General features: G+C 73.6%; 13 protein-coding genes. 7 read left to right on the top strand and 6 right to left on the bottom strand.

From position 1 onward, the window contains the following. The first annotated feature begins 23 nt into the window (after positions 1-23). From scy to ABZ370_RS23145, 5 genes are all read left to right on the top strand, one after another. Positions 24-4025, top strand: coding sequence for a polarized growth protein Scy (gene scy / locus ABZ370_RS23165; RefSeq protein WP_358624013.1), 4002 nt, complete (start codon positions 24-26; stop codon positions 4023-4025). 196 nt (positions 4026-4221) lie between these two features. After that, positions 4222-5160 (top strand): cellulose-binding protein, encoded by a 939-nt coding sequence (locus tag ABZ370_RS23160; RefSeq protein ID WP_358624011.1) that lies wholly within the window; start codon positions 4222-4224, stop codon positions 5158-5160. A gap of 721 nt (positions 5161-5881) precedes the next feature. Then, positions 5882-6631, top strand: coding sequence for a hypothetical protein (locus ABZ370_RS23155; RefSeq protein ID WP_358624009.1), 750 nt, complete (start codon positions 5882-5884; stop codon positions 6629-6631). Positions 6632-6711: 80 nt separating this feature from the next. After that, positions 6712-7962 carry an ATP-binding cassette domain-containing protein gene (locus ABZ370_RS23150; protein WP_358624007.1) on the top strand — a complete coding sequence of 417 codons (1251 nt, stop codon included), beginning with the start codon at positions 6712-6714 and terminating at the stop codon, positions 7960-7962. Continuing rightward, positions 7962-8960, top strand: coding sequence for an ABC transporter permease subunit (locus ABZ370_RS23145; protein WP_358624005.1), 999 nt, complete (start codon positions 7962-7964; stop codon positions 8958-8960). The genes ABZ370_RS23150 and ABZ370_RS23145 overlap by 1 nt, the downstream gene beginning before the upstream one ends. A gap of 58 nt (positions 8961-9018) precedes the next feature. Here ABZ370_RS23145 and ABZ370_RS23140 read toward each other — a convergent pair whose 3' ends face one another. Beyond that, positions 9019-9336, bottom strand: a complete 318-nt coding sequence (locus tag ABZ370_RS23140) for an ATP/GTP-binding protein (RefSeq protein WP_358624003.1) — start codon at positions 9334-9336, stop codon at positions 9019-9021. A 205-nt stretch (positions 9337-9541) separates the two neighbouring features. Here ABZ370_RS23140 and ABZ370_RS23135 point away from each other — a divergent pair, with 205 nt between their 5' ends. Next, positions 9542-10573, top strand: a complete 1032-nt coding sequence (locus tag ABZ370_RS23135; RefSeq protein ID WP_358624001.1) for an LLM class flavin-dependent oxidoreductase — start codon at positions 9542-9544, stop codon at positions 10571-10573. 37 nt (positions 10574-10610) lie between these two features. Here ABZ370_RS23135 and ABZ370_RS23130 read toward each other — a convergent pair whose 3' ends face one another. Then, positions 10611-11003 carry an SCO5389 family protein gene (locus ABZ370_RS23130; protein WP_009714994.1) on the bottom strand — a complete coding sequence of 131 codons (393 nt, stop codon included), beginning with the start codon at positions 11001-11003 and terminating at the stop codon, positions 10611-10613. A gap of 211 nt (positions 11004-11214) precedes the next feature. On the opposite strand from ABZ370_RS23130, the gene nucS reads away from it, so the two are divergent. Next, positions 11215-11877 (top strand): endonuclease NucS, encoded by a 663-nt coding sequence (gene nucS / locus ABZ370_RS23125; protein ID WP_358623998.1) that lies wholly within the window; start codon positions 11215-11217, stop codon positions 11875-11877. An 880-nt stretch (positions 11878-12757) separates the two neighbouring features. On the opposite strand, the gene ABZ370_RS23120 is transcribed toward nucS, so the two are convergent. The 4 genes from ABZ370_RS23120 to ABZ370_RS23105 all read right to left on the bottom strand — a co-directional run bounded on the left by ABZ370_RS23120 (position 12758) and on the right by ABZ370_RS23105 (position 17563). Further along, on the bottom strand, positions 12758-15379 hold the full coding sequence (locus ABZ370_RS23120; RefSeq protein WP_358623996.1) for an ATP-binding protein: 2622 nt from the start codon (positions 15377-15379) through the stop codon (positions 12758-12760). Between the two features lie 128 nt (positions 15380-15507). Further along, the gene (locus tag ABZ370_RS23115; RefSeq protein WP_358623993.1) at positions 15508-15831 is read right to left on the bottom strand and encodes an STAS domain-containing protein; all 324 of its coding nucleotides are present in this window, start codon (positions 15829-15831) and stop codon (positions 15508-15510) included. A gap of 159 nt (positions 15832-15990) precedes the next feature. Beyond that, positions 15991-16839 carry a 3-hydroxyacyl-CoA dehydrogenase family protein gene (locus ABZ370_RS23110; protein WP_358623990.1) on the bottom strand — a complete coding sequence of 283 codons (849 nt, stop codon included), beginning with the start codon at positions 16837-16839 and terminating at the stop codon, positions 15991-15993. A gap of 82 nt (positions 16840-16921) precedes the next feature. Next, complete coding sequence (locus ABZ370_RS23105; RefSeq protein WP_358623988.1) at positions 16922-17563, bottom strand: TetR/AcrR family transcriptional regulator; 642 nt, start codon at positions 17561-17563, stop codon at positions 16922-16924. Positions 17564-17600 lie beyond the last annotated feature (37 nt).

Here is a 17600-nt window from a genome sequence, read left to right as displayed (position 1 = left end):
CAGGGGACGGATGGGACCGCGCAGTGCGGGGCTACGACCGCTACGAGCCTGACGATCACCTCTCGAAGTTCGAAGCCGAGATGGAGCGGCTGAAGAACGAGCGGGAGAAGGCCGTCCAGCACGCCGACGACCTCGGCTACCAGGTCGAAGTGCTGCGCGCCAAGCTGCACGAGGTGCGGCGCGCGCTGGCGAGCCGTCCTGCCTACGACAGCGCCAACGTCGGCTACCAGGCAGAGCAGTTGATGCGGGACGCCCAGCTCCAGGCGGAGCAGGTGCGTGCCGACGCCGAGCGCGAGCTGCGGCAGACCCGTGCCCAGACCCAGCGGCTGCTCCAGGAGCAGGCCGAGCAGCAGTCCCGGCTCGAAGCCGAGCTGCACGCCGAGGCGGTGGCCCGCCGTCAGCGCCTGGACCAGGAGCTGGCCGAGCGCCGCGCCACCGTCGAGTCGCACGTCAACGAGAACGTCGCCTGGGCCGAGCAGCTGCGCGCCCGCACCGAGGCGCAGGCCCGCAGGCTGCTGGACGAGTCCCGCGCCGAGGCCGAGCAGTCGCTGACCGCCGCCCGCGCCGAGGCCCAGCGCCTCGCCGACCAGGCCAGGGACCGGCTGGGCTCCGAGGCGGAGACCGCCCGCGGCGAGGCCGAGACGATCCTGCGCCGGGCCCGCACCGAGGCCGAGCGGCTGCTGAACAAGGCGGGGGCACAGGCCCAGGAGGCCACCGAGCACGCCGAGCAGCTGCGCACCTCCACCAGCCAGGAGTCGGACCAGGCCCGCCGCCACGCCATCGAGCAGACCCGCGCCGCGGAGGCGCGGATGCTGGAGGCCGAGACGGCGCTGCGCGAGGCGCGCGCCGAGGCCGAGAAGGTGCTCGGCGAGGCGAAGGACGCGGCGGCCAAGCGGCTTTCGGCCACCGAATCGGACAACGAGCAGCGCGCCCGCACCGCCAAGGCGGAGGTCGCCCGGCTGGTCGGCGAGGCCACCAAGGAAGCCGAGGTCATCCGCGCCGAGGCCGAGCAGCTGCGGGACGACGCCCGCGCCGAGTCCGACCGGCTGCTCTCCGAGGCCGGAGACGACGCCCGGGCCAGGGTCGCCGAGGACTCGGCGGCGCAGCTGGCCAAGGCGGCGCGCAGCGCCGAGGAGGTGCTGACCCGCGCCTCGGAGCAGGCGCAGGCCACCACCAAGGCGGCGTCCGAGGAAGCGGAGCGCATCCGGCACGAGGCCGAGAGCGAGGCCGACCGGCTGCGCGGCGAGGCCCACGACACCGCCAACCAGCTCAAGGGCGCGGCGAAGGACGACACCAAGGAGTACCGCGCCAAGACCGCCGAGCTGCAGGAGGAGGCGCGCAGGCTGCGCGGCGAGGCCGAGCAGCAGCGGTCGGAAGCGGTCGCCGAGGGCGAGCGCATCCGGGCGGAGGCGCGCCGTGAGGCGGTCGAGCAGATCGAGGAGGCGGCCAGCACCGCCGAGGAACTGCTCACCAAGGCCAAGCAGGACGCGGAGGAGACGCGTTCGGGCGCGACCACCGAGAGCGAGCGGGTCCGCACCGAGGCGATCGAGCGGGCGAACGCGCTGCGCCGCCAGGCCGACGAGCTGCTGAAGCGGGCCCGCGGCGAGGCCGACGAGCTGGTGAACTCGGCCGAGGAGCAGGCCGAGCGGGTCAAGGAGGAGGCGACCCGTACCGCCGAGGAGCTGCGTGAGGAGGCCGAGCAGGCGGCCGAGGCGCGGCGCGGCGAGGCCGAGGCCGAGCTGATCCGGCGGCACGAGGAGGCGGAAGCCCGGTTCAGCTCCGCCGAGCAGGAGCTGAACGACGCGCGGACCGAGTCCGAGCGGCTGCGCCGGGAGGCCGGCGAGGACATCGAGCGGCAGCGCGCGGAGTCCTCGGAGCGGCTGGACGCCCTGCGCGGGCAGGCCGAGGAGGAGGCCGACCGGCTGCGCGACGAGGCCGCCGCGGACGCGTCCAACGCGCGCGCCGAGGGCGAGTCGGTGGCGGTCCGGCTGCGGAGCGAGGCCGCCGCGGAGGCCGAGCGGCTGCGGAGCGAGGCGCAGGAGACCGCGGACCGGGTGCGGGCGGAGGCGACGAGCGCCGCCGAGCGGATCGGCGCCGAGGCCGCCGAGGCCCTGGCCGCCTCCCAGGAGGAGGCGGCGCGCCGCCGCCGCGAGGCCGAGCAACTGCTGGGCGACGCCCGCGAGGAGGCGCAGCGGGAGCGTACGGCGGCGCGCGAGCAGAGCGAGGAGCTGCTGGCGGCGGCCCGGACCCGGGTGAGCGAGGCGCAGGCCGAGTCGCAGCGGCTGGTCGAGGAGGCCGAACAGCACGCGGCGGACCTGGTGTCGGCCGCCGAGCAGCACGCCCAGTCCGTACGGGACTCGGTGGCGGGGCTGCACGAGCAGGCCGAGTCGGAGATCACCGGGCTGCGGCAGGCCGCCGAGCACGCGGCGGAGCGCACCCGGCACGACGCGCGGGAGGAATCCGACCGGGTCCGCGCGGACGCGTACGCGGAGCGGGAGCGCGCCTCGGTCGACGCCTCCAGGGTGCGGCGGGCGGCGCACGAGGAGTCGGAGGCCGCCAAGTCGCTCGCGGAGCGCACGGTCGCGGAGGCGATCGCCGAGGCGGAGCAGCTGGGCGCGCGTTCCCGCGACGACGCCAACCGGCGCCGCTCGGAGGCCGCGGAGCAGGCGGACCGGCTGCTCGGCGAGGCGAACCACGAGTCGGAGCGGCTGCGCGCGGAGGCCGACGAGACGCTGGACGAGGCGCGCAGGAGCGCCAACAAGTCCCGCGCCGAGGCCGCCGAGCAGGCCGACACGCTGGTCGGCGGCGCGACGGAGGAGGCGCAGCGGATCGTCGCCGAGGCCACCGCCCGGTCGCAGACGCTGCGTACGGAGGCGGCGGACGCGCGGGCGACCGCGGAGCAGGACGCGGCGCGCACCCGGGCGCAGGCCCGCAGCGACGCCAACAACATCCGCTCGGAGGCGGCGGCCCAGGCCGACCGGCTGGTCGGCGAGGCGTCGCACGAGGCGGACCGGCTGGTCTCGGAGGCCTCCGCGGAGGCCGAGCGGCTGCGCACCGAGGCCGCGGAGACGGTCGGTTCGGCGCAGCAGCACGCGTCGCGCACCCGGGCCGAGTCGGAGCGGATCGCGGCCGACGCGGCGGCCGAGGCGGAGCGCATCCGCACCGAGGCGCAGAACGAGGCCGACCGGCTGGTCGACAAGGCCCGCCAGGACGCCAACAAGCGCCGCTCGGACGCGGCGGAGCAGGCGGACCGGCTGGTCACCGAGTCCTCGGCGGAGGCCGAGCGGCTCACCGCGGAGTCGCAGGAGTCCGCGCTGCAGGCGACGGCCGCGGCCGAGGAGCAGGCGGACGTCATGGTGGGCGCGGCCCGCCAGGAGGCGGACCGGCTGGTCTCGCAGGCCACCGCGCAGGCCAATGGCGCGGTGGAGAAGGCCCGTACGGACTCCGACACCATGCTGGCCGAGGCCCGCGGCGACGCGACGGCCATCCGGGAGCGCGCCGAGGAGCTGCGGGCGACGACGGCGGCCGAGGTGGAGGAGCTGCACGACCGGGCCCGCCGGGAGTCGGCGGAGCAGATGAAGGCGACCGGCGAGCGGGTCGACAAGCTCGTCGCGGCGGCGACCGCGCAGCTGATGAAGGCCGAGGAGAAGGCGAAGTCCCTGGTCTCGGACGCGGAGACCGAGGCGAGCCGGGTGCGGATTCAGGCCGTGAAGAAGGCCGAGGGTCTGCTGAAGGAGGCCGAGCAGAAGCGGGTCGAGGCCGCGAAGGACTCCGAGCGCGTCAAGTCCGAGGCCACGGCGGAGGCGAAGGAGATCGTCGACGAGGGCAAGCGCGAGCTGGAGTTGCTCAAGCGCCGCCGTGAGGACATCAACGCGGAAATCACCCGTGTCCAGGACGTCCTGGAAGCGTTGGAATCTTTCGAGACCCCCGCGTCGGGCGGCACGGGCGGCAAGGACAGCAGCGGAGTGAAGACGGCGGCGGGGGCGGGGGCGACACGGTCGAGTGGAAAGCGGTCCGATGGGTAGGGGAACACGGTCCGACGGCTAGCTGCACAGGGCGTGTCGTGTCCGTATCATCCCGACGAGTGACAAGGTCTCCGTCTTACGTCCACTCAAAAGGCTGGACATTCTCCAGATCAAACGGACGTTGACTCGATGACACGCCGTTCGGCCCCCTAGGATTTGCTCTATCACCTCACCGGTCTCTTTCGACAGGAACCCCATGAGCGACACTTCCTCCCCCTTCGGCTTCGAGCTCGTGCGGCGTGGGTACGACCGCGGTCAGGTGGACGACCGCATTACCAAGCTCATCGCCGACCGCGACAGCGCACTGTCCCGCATCACCTCGCTCGAGAAGCGCATCGAGGAGCTGCACCTCGAAACGCAGAACGCTCAGGCCCAGATCAACGACGCGGAGCCGTCCTACGCGGGGCTCGGCGCCCGGGTCGAGAAGATCCTCCGTCTCGCCGAGGAAGAGGCGAAGGACCTGCGCGAGGAGGCCCGCCGCGCCTCCGAGCAGCACCGCGAGCTGGCCGAGTCCTCCGCCCAGCAGGTCCGTAACGACGCCGAGGCGTTCGCCGCCGACCGCAAGTCCAAGGCCGAGGACGAGGGCGCGCGGATCGTCGAGCAGGCGAAGGGCGAAGCCACCACGCTGCGTCAGGACGCGCAGAAGGACGCGCAGTCCAAGCGCGAGGAGGCGGACTCCCTCTTCGAGGAGACCCGCGCCAAGGCCGCGCAGGCCGCCGCCGACTTCGAGACGAACCTGGCCAAGCGCCGCGAGCAGTCCGAGCGCGACCTGGCCTCCCGTCAGGCCAAGGCCGAGAAGCGGCTCGCGGAGATCGAGCACCGCGCCGAGCAGCTCCGCCTGGAGGCCGAGAAGCTGCGCACCGACGCCGAGCGCCGCGCCCGCCAGACGGTGGAGACCGCGCAGCGCCAGGCCGAGGACATCGTGGCCGACGCGAACGCCAAGGCGGACCGCATCCGCAGCGAATCCGAGCGCGAGCTGGCGGCCCTGACCAACCGCCGCGACAGCATCAACGCCCAGCTGACCAACGTCCGCGAGATGCTGGCCACGCTGACCGGCGCGGCAGTGGCCGCGGCCGGGAACCCGGGCGAGGAAGAGGCCGCCACCCGCGGCGTCCCGGCCCAGCAGACCCGGTGACGCTCGGTCATGGCTTAGCGCTCCGTGCCCCGTGCCGCGACTCGCGGCGCGGGGCACGCGCACGTCCGGCCCCCGCCCCACCGGAGGCCGGGGCCGGCTAAGCGGCCCGCCGAGGGATGCCACGCCCGCACGCGGTGCCCCGTCCCGCTGCGTGACCGGCGCCCCGCCGAGGAGTACGCCCCGCGCCGCCGGGCGCCAGCACGCATACGGTGCTGCAGCCCACTACGTGACCAGCGCCCGCCGAGAGGCGCACCGCCGCCGTACGGGCGGGGCGCCGCGCGCACGCGGGACGCCGAAACTGCACGGTCAAGCCCCCCGCCAAGAGGTCTACCGCCCGCCACAGGCCGCCGCGCGCATGCGGTGCCCCGGCCCGCTGCGTGACCAGGCGCCCGCCCGAAGCGTGCACCGCACGCCGCCCGGTGCCACGCCCGCACGCCGTACCCCACCGCTCCACCGGTACCCGCCGAGGGGCGCGCCCGCACGCAGCGGGGTGCGGTGCCGCGCCCCAGCCCACTGCGTGACCGGCGCCCCGCCGAGGGGGCTGCCGCGCGCATGTGGTGCCCCGGCTCGCCGGGGGCTCTGCCGCTCGCCGTACGGCACGGTGCTCCCACCGCTGGCGGGTGCTCCTTGGCAGCCTCGCCGCGCCCGGCGCTCGCCGTACGCCGTCGTACGCCGCGGCGCGGGCGGCGTGGGCGCCTGCCGCTCGCGTAGCCTCGGGGTCGTGGACGACCTCAGCCTTGCCGCGCTCGGGTTCGGGGACGTGCCCGCTCGGGCGCCGCTCACGTATCCCGGGCGGCCCGTCACCGCGCCCACGCTTCTCACCGGCGGTGAGCTGCGCCCGCTCGACCTGGGGCTTCTGGGCCGGTACCGGGACCGGCATCCTGTCATCGCGGTCGGGTCCAACGCCTCGCCCGCCCAGTTGCACTACAAGCTCAGCAGCCCCGGGCGCCCCGCGACCGTTCCCATGGTTCCGGTCCGGGTGCACGGCATCGCGGTCGGGTGCTCGGCGCACATCGGGCGGTACGGCTACGTCGCGTCCGCCCCGTACGGCGACCCGGCCGCCCGCACGCCCCTCGTCGTCAGCTGGCTCGACGACGCGCAGCTCGACGCCGTGGACCGCACCGAGGTGCCCAACTACCGGCGGGTCCGGCTGCCCGGGGCGGACTTCCCGATGGTGATGACGTCCGGGGAGCGGCTGGAGGCGGCGTACCTCTTTGTCAGTACGCACGGCGTGCTCACCGCGCCCGGCGACGGCGGGCGGCCCCTGCCGGGCGGCGGCGACCAGAGCGCGCTGCTGTCCCGGCTGCTGGCGTCCTCCGCGCGGCTGCGGGACCTCCTCGGCCCCGATCCCGCCGCCTGGGTCGGCCGGGCGGGCGCCGACGCGGCGGTGCGGACGGCGGGCACCCGGGTGTTCCACGACGAGGGCTGGGCCAGGTCGGAGAGTCACGATCGGCTCTCAATTCTGCCTTAACGGGAACCGTCAAGCCCCCGTTAAGCTCGTAACTCTCACGGGGGCGAGGCGCCCCGACCCATTCGCACGAGGGGCGGAGCATGATCGAGGCAGTCGGCCTGACGAAACGCTATGGCGACAAGACGGCCGTGTACAACCTGTCGTTCCAGGTGCGGCCCGGCGCGGTCACCGGCTTCCTGGGTCCGAACGGCTCCGGCAAGTCGACGACGATGCGCATGATCCTCGGCCTCGACGAACCCACCGCGGGACACGTCACGGTCGGCGGCTACCCCTTCCGCAAGCTGCCCAACGCCCCCCGCCAGGTCGGCGCGCTCCTCGACGCCAAGGCCGTGCACGGCGGCCGCAGCGCCCGCCAGCACCTGCTGTGCCTCGCCCAGCTGTCCGGCATCCCGGCCCGCCGGGTGGACGAGGTGCTGGGTGTGGTCGGCCTGCAGAACGTCGCCCGCAAGCGCTCCAAGGGCTTCTCGCTCGGCATGGGCCAGCGCCTGGGCATCGCGGCCGCGCTGCTCGGCGACCCCCAGGTGCTGCTCTTCGACGAGCCGGTCAACGGTCTGGACCCCGAGGGCATCCTGTGGGTCCGCAACCTCATGAAGCAGCTGGCCTCCGAGGGCCGCACGGTCTTCGTCTCCAGCCACCTCATGAGCGAGATGGCGGTCACCGCCGACCAGCTGATCGTCATCGGCCGCGGGCAGCTGCTCGCGGACATGAGCGTCAAGGACTTCATCTCCTACAACTCGGCGGACTTCGCCCGGGTCCGCACCCCCGACGACGCCGAACCGCAAGCGCGCGAGAAGCTGACCGCCGCGCTGAGCGAGGCCGGTGGCCAGGTGCTGCCGGAGCAGGACGGCGCCCTGCGGGTGACCGGGCTGCCGCTGCCGCGCATCAGCGACCTGGCGCACACGGCGGACGTCCGGCTGTGGGAGCTGTCCCCGCACCAGGCGTCGCTGGAGGAGGCGTACATGCGGATGACGCAGGGCGCCGTGGACTACCGCTCGACGGCCGACCAGCGGGCCGGGCTGCAGCAGGCGGCCGCCGCCGCGTACGGCCCGCAGGGCGGGGGCGGGGCGTACGGCTACGCACCACCCGGCGCACCCGGCGTTCCGGGGCAGCCGCCCGGGCCGTATGCGCCCGGGACCGTGATGCCGGGGTACGCCGAGCCGCCCGCCCCGCCGCAGGGCGGCGCTCCGGCCGCCCCGGCCGCCCCGGCGCCGCCCGTCGCCGCGTACGGCCCGCCCCCGGCCGCTCCCCCGGCCCAGCCGCCCGCCGCCCCGGCTCAGCCGCCCGCCTCCGCACCCGCCGACATGACCAAGCGCGACAACGAGGACGCCTGATGACGACGCCGTACCAGCAGCAGGGCCAGGCGCCCGTCCCGCCGCAGACTCCGCCGCAGCAGCCGCAGCACGCGCCGCCGCAGCCGTACGCGCAGCAGCAACCCCACGCACAGCCACCGCAGGCCCCGCAGTATCAGGCGCCGCATCTGCCGCCGGGATACGTGTCGCCGCCCCCCGGCGCGCCCGCGCAGCCGTACGCCGCCGTGGGCACCTACACCTCGCCGATCCCGGTCCAGCGCACCCACCTCGGGAACGCCATCGCCTCCGAGTGGACCAAGATCAAGTCGGTGCGCTCGACGATCTGGACCCTCAGCGTCATGGTCGCGCTGGTCGTCGGGATGGGCCTCCTGGTGTCGGCGAGCACCAGCGACAACGACTACGCCAACAACCCCACCACCCTCCCCGGGTTCTTCGGCGCCCTGCTCGGCCAGCTGTGCGTCGTCACCCTCGGCGTGCTGGTCATCTCGTCCGAATACGGCACCGGCATGATCCGCGCCACCTTCACCGCCTCCCCGGCCCGCTCCCGCGTGCTGACCGCCAAGGCGCTGGTCTTCTTCACGCTCGCGTTCGTCACCACGACCCTCTCGCTCGCCCTCGTGGTCTTCATCAGCTCCGGGATGCACAGCGGCCCGGGCGTCATGCGGCCGAACAACGACCAGCTGCTGGGCGCGACCGTCGGCGTCGGGACGTACGTATCGCTGCTCGGGCTGCTCTCGCTCGCCGTCGGCAGCATGCTGCGGCACTCGGCCGGTGCGATCACCACGATGCTGGGTGTGGTGCTGCTCCCGTCGATCCTCCCCGCGTTCCTGATGATGTCGCCCAGCCTGGCGGACCTGGGCGTGCAGATGCAGAAGTACTCCTCGCCCTTCGCGCTGGCCGCGCTCTTCCGGATCGACGACTCGGTGGGCTCCGGCTGGTCGCAGCTGGGCATGCTGGGCGGCATCACCGCGGCGGCCCTCGTCGCGGCGTACGCCCTGCTGGAGAAGCGCGACGTTTGACGTGCTCACCTGATAACCGCGCTCACGCGGTGACCGCGCTCGGGAGCGACGACCGCGCTCAGCGCCGAGGGGCGTTACGGGACCGCTGGAGCCTGGCGCTCCGGCGGTCCCGCGCGTTCCAGCAGGCCTTGTGCCAGTGGCGCCGGTCGTCCACGCCCATGTGCTGCTGCCAGGCCACCACGTGCGGGACCCCGGGCGGGATCTCCTGGTCGCATCCGGGGCAGCGGTAGTGCTTGGCGGAGCCTCCGCCGCCCACCAGCCGCACCACCCACTCCTCGCCCTGCCACGTCTCGGTCCGCTCCAGCCCGTAACGGTCCGTGCCCACGCGGTCTTCGGACTTCTCGCCACCTCGCGGACGGTTTCGGCGTGGAGACACGGGGCACCTCGACAGGGCTGGGAGCTACTGACTGTGACCAGCGTACGCGTAACGGTCACGCACCCGGTAAGCCGTCATCCACAGCCACCTTCAGATCATCATGAAAAATACTTGCCAGGCCGTGCCCTTGGCACGTGTCAGACGTTATTGCCATGAGAGGGATGCCCGCGTCGGCGATGGAGCCGCGACAAGGAGGCAGATGGCAATGCGTGTGGGGGCTTTCATTCTGGCCGCTCAATTTCCCGGCCAAGGACAAGAGGAGACGCTGCACCGGGCGGTCCGCTCGGCCGAGCTGGCCGAGGACGCCGGGCTCGACTCGGCCTGGCTCGCCGAGCACCACTTCGTGCCGTACGGCGTATGCCCGTCCGCCGTCACGCTCGCCGCGCTGCTGTTGGGGCGTACCCGGCGCATAGGCGTCGGTACTGCGGTGAGCGTACTTCCGACGGCACATCCCGTCGCGCTGGGTGAGCAAGCGGCACTGCTCCATCTCAGCTCCGGTGGCCGGTTCACCCTCGGCGTCGGCCGTGGCGGGCCCTGGGTGGACCTGGAGGTCTTCGGCGCCGGGCTGTCGGCGTACGAGCACGGCTACCCCGAGGCGCTCGACCTGCTGCTGCGCTGGCTGCGGGAGCCCCGGGTGGGGGCGGACGGCGAGCGGTTCACCTTCCGCGAGGTCCCGGTCGTACCGCGCCCCGACGACCCGGGCGGCACCGGCACCCCGCCCGTGGTCATGGCGTGCACCTCGCCCGGCAGTGTGCGGCTGGCCGCCGAGCGCGGGCTGCCCATGCTGCTCGGCATGCACTGCGGCGACGAGGAGAAGGCCGAGGCGGTCGGCCTGTGGAAGACGTCCGCGCTGGCCGCGGGCCATTGCCCCGACGAGGTCGCGGCGGTGGCCGCGGAGCACGTCTCCGCCGGGGTGGTGCAGATCGAGGACGCCCGCCCCGCGGCGACGGAGACGCTCACCAAGGCGATGCCGGGATGGTTACGGCAGGGGCTGGGCGCCCATGTCACCGTCGACGGCCGGGCCCACCGGATGCGCGACCCCGTCGGCTACGCGGAGCTGCTGTGCGCACTGCATCCGGTGGGCCCGCCCCGGCTGTGCGCCGACCGGCTGGCGGCGACCGCCGAGCGCACCGGCATCACGCGCTTCGCGCTGATGGTGGAGGGGTCGGGCGATCTGGCCGCCACGGAGCAGAACGTACGGCGTCTCGGTGGTGAGGTGCTGCCGCTCCTGCGCTGAGGCACCTCCCCCTGGTGGAGCGGCAGCGGACATCGCGTCAGCAGTCGCGCAGCTCGGGCGACTGGTTCAGCAGCTGGCCCCGGATCGAGGTGAAGCGGGCCAGGCGGTCATCGGACGACGCGTCCAGCGGAAAGACCGCCACCCGATGGCAGTTCTGGAAGGCCAGCCGCACCCCGAAGTGGCGCTGCAGCGCGCCACGTATCGCGTCACTCGCCAGCGCGCGGAGCAGCTGCCCGCGGGCCTGCTCGTCCGGCGGCGGCGTCTGGTTGTCGGCGAACTCCCCGCCGTCGACCTTCAGCTGGGCCACCAGAGAGCTGATCATCTCCCATGCGTACGGTAGGGAGTTCCGGACGCAGTCGACGAACGCGGCTTCGTCGACCTCGCCTCGCTCGGCCTGTTCCAGAAGGGCCGGTGAGACGTCGAGCGACATGGGTACTCCTCTCGCGACCCCGGATGCGGGGTCTCAGGGATGGGATGGGCGGAGGGCGACGCAGCGTACGCGTCCGGCGACCACCCGCTTCAAAGGTATTCCGGCCACTGAGCCCGCACCACCGATACGGGCACACAACCAGCCATTGATGAACGGGTCCATCGCCGGACGAATCGCGTGGAGCCTTCTGGGTCGAGTAGCGTTGCCGACCATGCGTCTCGTCATCGCCCGGTGCTCCGTGGACTACGCCGGCCGCCTCACCGCCCACCTTCCCTCGGCCCCCCGCCTGATCCTCGTCAAGGCCGACGGCAGTGTGTCCATCCACGCGGACGACAGGGCTTACAAACCCCTCAACTGGATGTCTCCGCCGTGCACGCTGAAGGAAGGCGATGACAATGTGTGGACGGTCGTGAACAAAGCGGGCGAGAAGCTCATCATCACCATGGAGGACGTTCTCCATGATTCCTCGCATGAACTCGGCGTGGACCCCGGGTTGATCAAGGATGGCGTCGAGGCCCATCTGCAGGAGCTGCTCGCCGATCGTATCGAGACACTGGGCGATGGCTGGACGCTTATTCGGCGTGAATACCCCACTGCCATTGGCCCCGTGGACATTCTCTGCCGGGACGCGGACGGCGCGACGGTGGCCGTCGAGATCAAGCGGCGCGGTGAGATCGACGGCGTCGAGCAGCTCACGCGCTATCTCGAACTGCTCAACCGCGATCCGCACCTGGCACCGGTGAAGGGTGTGTTCGCGGCGCAGGAGATCAAGCCGCAGGCCCGGGTGCTCGCCACCGACCGGGGCATCGGGTGCGCCGTCCTGGACTACAACGCGCTGCGCGGCATCGAGGACGACAAGCTCCGCCTCTTCTGACGCACCCGGACCCACCACTTCACGCCACGGTGGCCGACACCGCCCCGGCCGGTTCAGGCCCCTGCGCTTTCTCGATACCGGGGGCTCCGCCCCCGGACCCCGGTCCTCAAGCGCCGGACGGGCTGGATTTTCCAGCCCGTCCGGCGCTTGAGGACCCACCCGAGGACGCCCGGAGTCCCGGCGAACGACCCCCGGCAGCCCCGGCGGGCATCCCAAACGGAGCGCCCCCTCCCAGGCGGAACCCCCGGAGGGCAGGCCCCGGGCGGGCCTCAGAGGCGCAGCCCCGGTGAGAGCCCAGAGGCAGAACCCGGGCGGGGCCCCTCGACGGGACCCCAGAGGCACAGGCCCGGCGAGGGCCCGGGCCGAAATCCCGGTAGCGGCCCAGGACACAGCCCCAGCGGGAGCCCAGGGGCGCAGCCCCGGTGGGGGTCCAGAGGCACAGCCCCAGTTGGGGGCCCAGAGGCACAAGGCCCGGCGGGCCCCCAGAGGCACAAGCCCGGCGAGGGCCCAGAGGCACAGCCCCGGTGGGGGTCCGGGGGCACAGCCCCAGCGGGAGCCCAGGGGCGCAGCCCCGGTGGGGGCTCAGGGGCACAGCCCCGGTGGGGGTCCGGGGGCGCAGCCCCAGCGGGAGCCCAGGGGCGCAGCCCCGGTGGGGGCTCAGGGGCGCAGCCCCGGTGGGGGCTCAGGGGCGCAGCCCCAGTTGGGGGCCCAGAGGCACAAGGCCCGGCGGGCCCCAGAGGCACAGGCCCGGCGAGGGCCCGGGCCAAAATCCCGGTGACGGCCCAGGGCACAGCCCCGGTGGGGCCCGGGGGCGCAGCCCCCTCGGGGGTCCGGGGGCTTGCCCTCGGGTTCGGGAAGGGGCGGGGTGGGGGAAGGCTCGCTACGTCGAGACGGGCGAGGACGTCCTGGAGGGCTCCGGCGGGCCACCGGCTGTGTTGGACGCCGTGTTCGTGGGGGACGTGGGCGCCGTGGTCGGCGCGGTCGTCGGGGGGTCGGACGGAGGAGTCGTGGGCGCCGTGGGCCGGTCCGTCGGCGTGTTCGTCGGCCCATGAGTCGGCCCCTGCGTCGTCGAGGGCGACGACGGCGCCGACGGGCTCTGCGGCTGCGACGGGTCACCGGGCGTCGACGGGTCGGACGGCCCCGCCGACCCGCTCGGCGTCCCGCTGCTCGACGGCACCGAGGACGACGACGACAGCGGCACATTGCTCGGCCCCGGCTGCGGCGCCCCCTGACTGGGGGCGTCCGACGGCTCGTCGGCCGTCAGATCCTTGTCGTCGTCCCGCTGCGACGCCGACTCACGCGGCTTGACCCGGTCCGGCGAACCCTTGTCGTCGTCCCCGCCGACGGCACCGAGGGTCACCACGGTGCCGAGCACCGCCACCAGCAGCACCCCCGCCCCCGCGGCGGCCAGGTTGCGCCGGGCGCCGGTCAGCGCCAGGTTTCGGAGGGCGTTCAGGCCGCGTGAAGTGCGTGGGGTGCGTGGCTCGGTGGGAGCGGGAACGGGAACGGCGGCGGGCGCCGCCGGTAGCGCCGCCGTGGCGACGACCGGCGGTATCTTCGTCGTCTCGCCCACCACCGGCGTGATGACCGTGGTCGCGTGCTCCCCCGGCGCCGCCTCCGCGGGACGCGCCCGCACGACGCCCGGCCCGAACGCGTCGGCCATCGCCGCGCCCGTACGGTCGCTCACCAGCGCGAGCGCCCGGCGGCCCGCGACCGTTCCCCGCTTGTCCGCGAGGGCGCCGCGCATCCCGATGGACGCCTCCAACTCGGCGCGGGCCCGGTCGAGGTTGCCGGTGCACAGGGCGAGGACACCCAGCTCGTGGTGGAAGTACGCCTCGTCGGCGACCTGTCCGGCCAGCCGCGCCGCCTCCTGACCGTGGCGCAGGGCCCGTTCCCAGGCGCCCCAGTGCAGCGCCGCGGCCAAGGCGGGGGCGGCGGCGCGGGCCAGATCCACGGCGGCGTCGGCGTGACCGGCTTCCCGGTCGGCGACCAGGGCGGCCATCGCGGCGAGTATCGCGTCCGCCTCGACGGCGACGCGCTCGGGAGCCACCGAGGGGTGACCGGCCCACCAGGTGTAGTGCTGGGCCACGGTGTGCACCCGCCCGGCGGACTCGGCCGCGTCCCCCTCGTAACCTTCCTCCGCGAGCTGGGCGACGATCCCGGCGGCCAGCCGGTAGTGCGGGCCGACGGTGGTGACCAGGCCGTGGGCGAGCAGTTCGCCCACGGCCGCGTCCGCGCGCGGATCGTCGGTGAGGGCGGGCAAATGGGCCTGGTGCGGGCATTCGCCGCCAAGCGCGACCGCGAACCGCAGGGCGTCGCGGGCCGCCTCGCCGAGCGCCGCGGCGAGCAGCGTGGCCGGGGCCGCGGCCGAGGTGAGCGAGGGCAGCGGCATCGCGTCCCGCGGCTCGTCGTCACCGGAGTCGGCAGCGTCGGCAGCGTCGGCAGCGATAACGGAGTCGACGGCGTCAGCGGAGTCGGTTGAGTCAACAGAATCGGCGGGGTCAACCGAGTCGGCGGCGTCCGCGGCAACGGCCTCGCGCTGCCGCAGCAGCGCCCCCGCCTGGACGAACCGCAGCGGCAGCCCCTCCGACTCGAACCACAGGTCCGCCGCCCAGCTCGCCTCGTCCTCCTCCAACGGGCGCCGCAGGGCCCGCTCCAGCAGCTCCAGACCGGCGGTGCGGCTCAGCCCGGAGAGGACGACCTCTTCGAGGTGGGCGCCGGCGGACGGGGCCGCGACGTCCGGCGTGGCAGAGAGGAGGAAGGCGCATTCGGGGGTCGCGTCGAGGAACTCGTCGAGCGCGGTGCCGCCGAACTCGATGTCGTCGAGGACGACGACCGCGCCGATCTCCTCCACCGCCTCCAGCAGTTCCGCCCGTTCGGGCCGGTACAGCGGGGCCCGGTAGACGGCGGCGTACAGGCCGTACAGCAGGTCGGTGGGGGTGCGGCGGTAGCCGGAGAGCCGTACGACACCGTCGGGCGCGAGGCGTTCGCAGTCCGCGGCGACGGCCTCCAGCAGCGCGCTGCGCCCGGCGCCGGAGGGCCCGGTGACCCGTACGGAGCGGCCGCGGGCCAGCAGCCGGGCCAGCCGCTCGCGCTCCTCGTCCCGCTCCAGCATCGGCAGGTCGGGCACCACCGTGCCGGACGGCCGGGGCGCGGCCGCGGCCCGGCGCAGCTCGGCGCGCTGGTCGGGGGTGTGGCGCTCGGGCCGGGCGGGCCGCTCACCGGGCGGGCAGGGCTCTATCTCGCTGCCGTCGACCGGGTTGACGGTCAGCAGATGGTCGCCGGTGACGAGGCGTACGGTGCGCACAGGCCCGGCGGCACCGACGGGCACGAGCTCCGCCGAAACGTTCGCCGCACCCGAACCGCCACCCCGCCCGGGCAGGACCGCGGGCAGGTCCGCGTCCCGCGGCGGCTGCGGCGCGGCGGCGGCCTCCGCGGAACGCGGGCTCGGGCTCGGGTCGTCGTGGCCGTGCTCGTGCGGTGCGCGGTGGTGCTGCTCCATGGCCCTGTGCCCCCCAGATACGTGGCGCGCCGGTGTGTGCCGCCGTAGGGATGATGTCCGGCGAGCGCCGGACAAGACCTCGTCACAGTATCCACCGGCCCCGGAACGGCCCGCGCCACCCCGGGGATTCAGACGCGCGGCAGCGTCTCCGCTTCGAGGCCGCCCTCGATGGCCAGGATGCGGTGCAGCCGGGTGGCCACCAGCAGCCGCTGCATCTGGGGCGGCACCCCGCGCAGGACGAGCCGCCGTCCCACCCGGCCCGCTCTGCGGTGCGCCCCCATGATGACGCCGAGCCCGGTGGCGTCCCAGGAGTCCAGCTCGGTCAGGTCGAGTACGAGATCCCCGCCGCCGGAGTCGACGGCGGTGTGCAGGGCCGTACGGGCGTCCGCCGCGCTTCGGACGTCCAGTCGGCCCCCGACGACCAGCTCGGCGTGGTCGCCCCTGATGTGCATAATGCGCTCCCCTGGATGGTGCGTCGTCGTGTCGTCAATGCGCCATTTCTCTCTACAGAACTGACTGCCTCGCACCCGAGGAAGTTGCCGTCTGTAAGCGAACCGATACCGAATTCACCCGAGAGGGTGAGTTGCGGGCCTGGCGCCGCACCAGGGCCCTCAGTAGCGGTAAAAGCCCCCACCGCTCTTGCGGCCGATGTCACCCGCGTCGACCATCCGGCGCATGATCTCCGGTGGCGCGAACTTCTCGTCCTGGGACTCGGTGTAAATGTTGTCGGTGGCGTGCAGCAGGATGTCCACGCCGGTGAGGTCGGCCGTCGCGAGGGGTCCCATCGCGTGGCCGAAGCCCAGCTTGCAGGCGATGTCGATGTCCTCGGCCGTGGCGACCCCGGACTCGTAGAGCTTGGCGGCCTCGACCACGAGTGCCGAGATCAGGCGCGTGGTGACGAAGCCCGCGACATCGCGGTTGACGACAATACAGGTCTTGCCCACGCCCTCCGCGAACTCCCGTGCCGCGGCGAGCGTTTCGTCGCTCGTCTTGTAGCCGCGCACCAGTTCGCACAGCTTCATCATCGGGACGGGCGAGAAGAAGTGCGCGCCGACGACCCGCTCCGGGCGCTCCGTCGCAGCGGCGATCTTGGTGATCGGGATGGCGGAGGTGTTGGACGCGAGGATGGTGTCGTCCTTGACGAGTCCGTCGAGGGTGCGGAAGATCTCCCGCTTGACGTCGATCCTCTCGAAGACGGCCTCCACCACGACGTCCGCGTCGGCGGCGGCGTCGAGGTCGGTCGTGGTGGTGATGCGGGCCAGCGCCTGCTCCGCGTCCCCGGCGTCCAGCTTGCCCTTGGAGACGAACTTCTCGTAGGAGGCGCGAATGCCGTCGGTGCCGCGCCGCAACGCCTCATCGGTCACATCGCGCAGCACGACGTCCCAGCCCGCCTGGGCGGAGACCTGCGCGATACCGGACCCCATGAGTCCGGCTCCGATGACCGCGAGCTTCTTGGCCACGACACACACCCCTTCGTCGACATTCGGTGTGCGTGGACCTTAACGCCCGTTCACCCCCTGGGGCAGCCCCTAGTAAGGCGCGTCACGGTGTGTTCTTCACCGCATAGTTGAGCACCGCGTCGCTGAGGAGCGACTCCATGACGCCGATTTTCCGGAGGGCGTCCTCGGCGACCTCGTCCACGCCGCCGCCCTCCGCGAGGCCGTGCATGATGCAGCGCTGAACGGCGTTCTGCAGCCCGACCAGTTGGTGGGCGACGAACTCGGGGGTCGGGTCCTGCGGCGCGGCGGACGCCTCCTCGCGCAGGGTGACGCCGAGCCGGTTGACCGCCTTCCCCTGGATGGTGAAGAGACGGGCCATCAGGGCGGGCGACTCGGTCATGACCTGCCGGAACCGTTCATAGCCCTCGCTCAGCCCGACGTACGCGTGCCGCTCCCGGATGTTCTGGCGCAGCTGCTCCACGATCGCCCGCGCCGCCGACTGGCCGACCGCGCGCTCCCGTACGAGCCGGGAGGGCCAGTCGATGACCTCCTCCTCGCGGTCGACGAAGAGGTCCTCCTTGGCCGGGAAGTAGTTGTAGACCGTGTTGACGGAGACCTCGGCAGCCTCGGCGATCTCCGCGATCGTGACCGCCTCGAAGCCGCGCTCCATGAACAGCCCGGTCGCGACATCCGAGATGTGCTGCCTGGTCTGCCGCTTCTTCCGCTCCCTGAGCCCTTCCGCCATGCCCTCATCCTAGCTTCGCTGGACTCACTCAATCTTT

It is taken from the genome of Streptomyces sp. NPDC005962 (assembly GCF_040629205.1).
In the GTDB taxonomy this organism is placed as follows: domain Bacteria; phylum Actinomycetota; class Actinomycetes; order Streptomycetales; family Streptomycetaceae; genus Streptomyces.
This window is presented reverse-complemented; position numbering and strand designations above follow the sequence as displayed.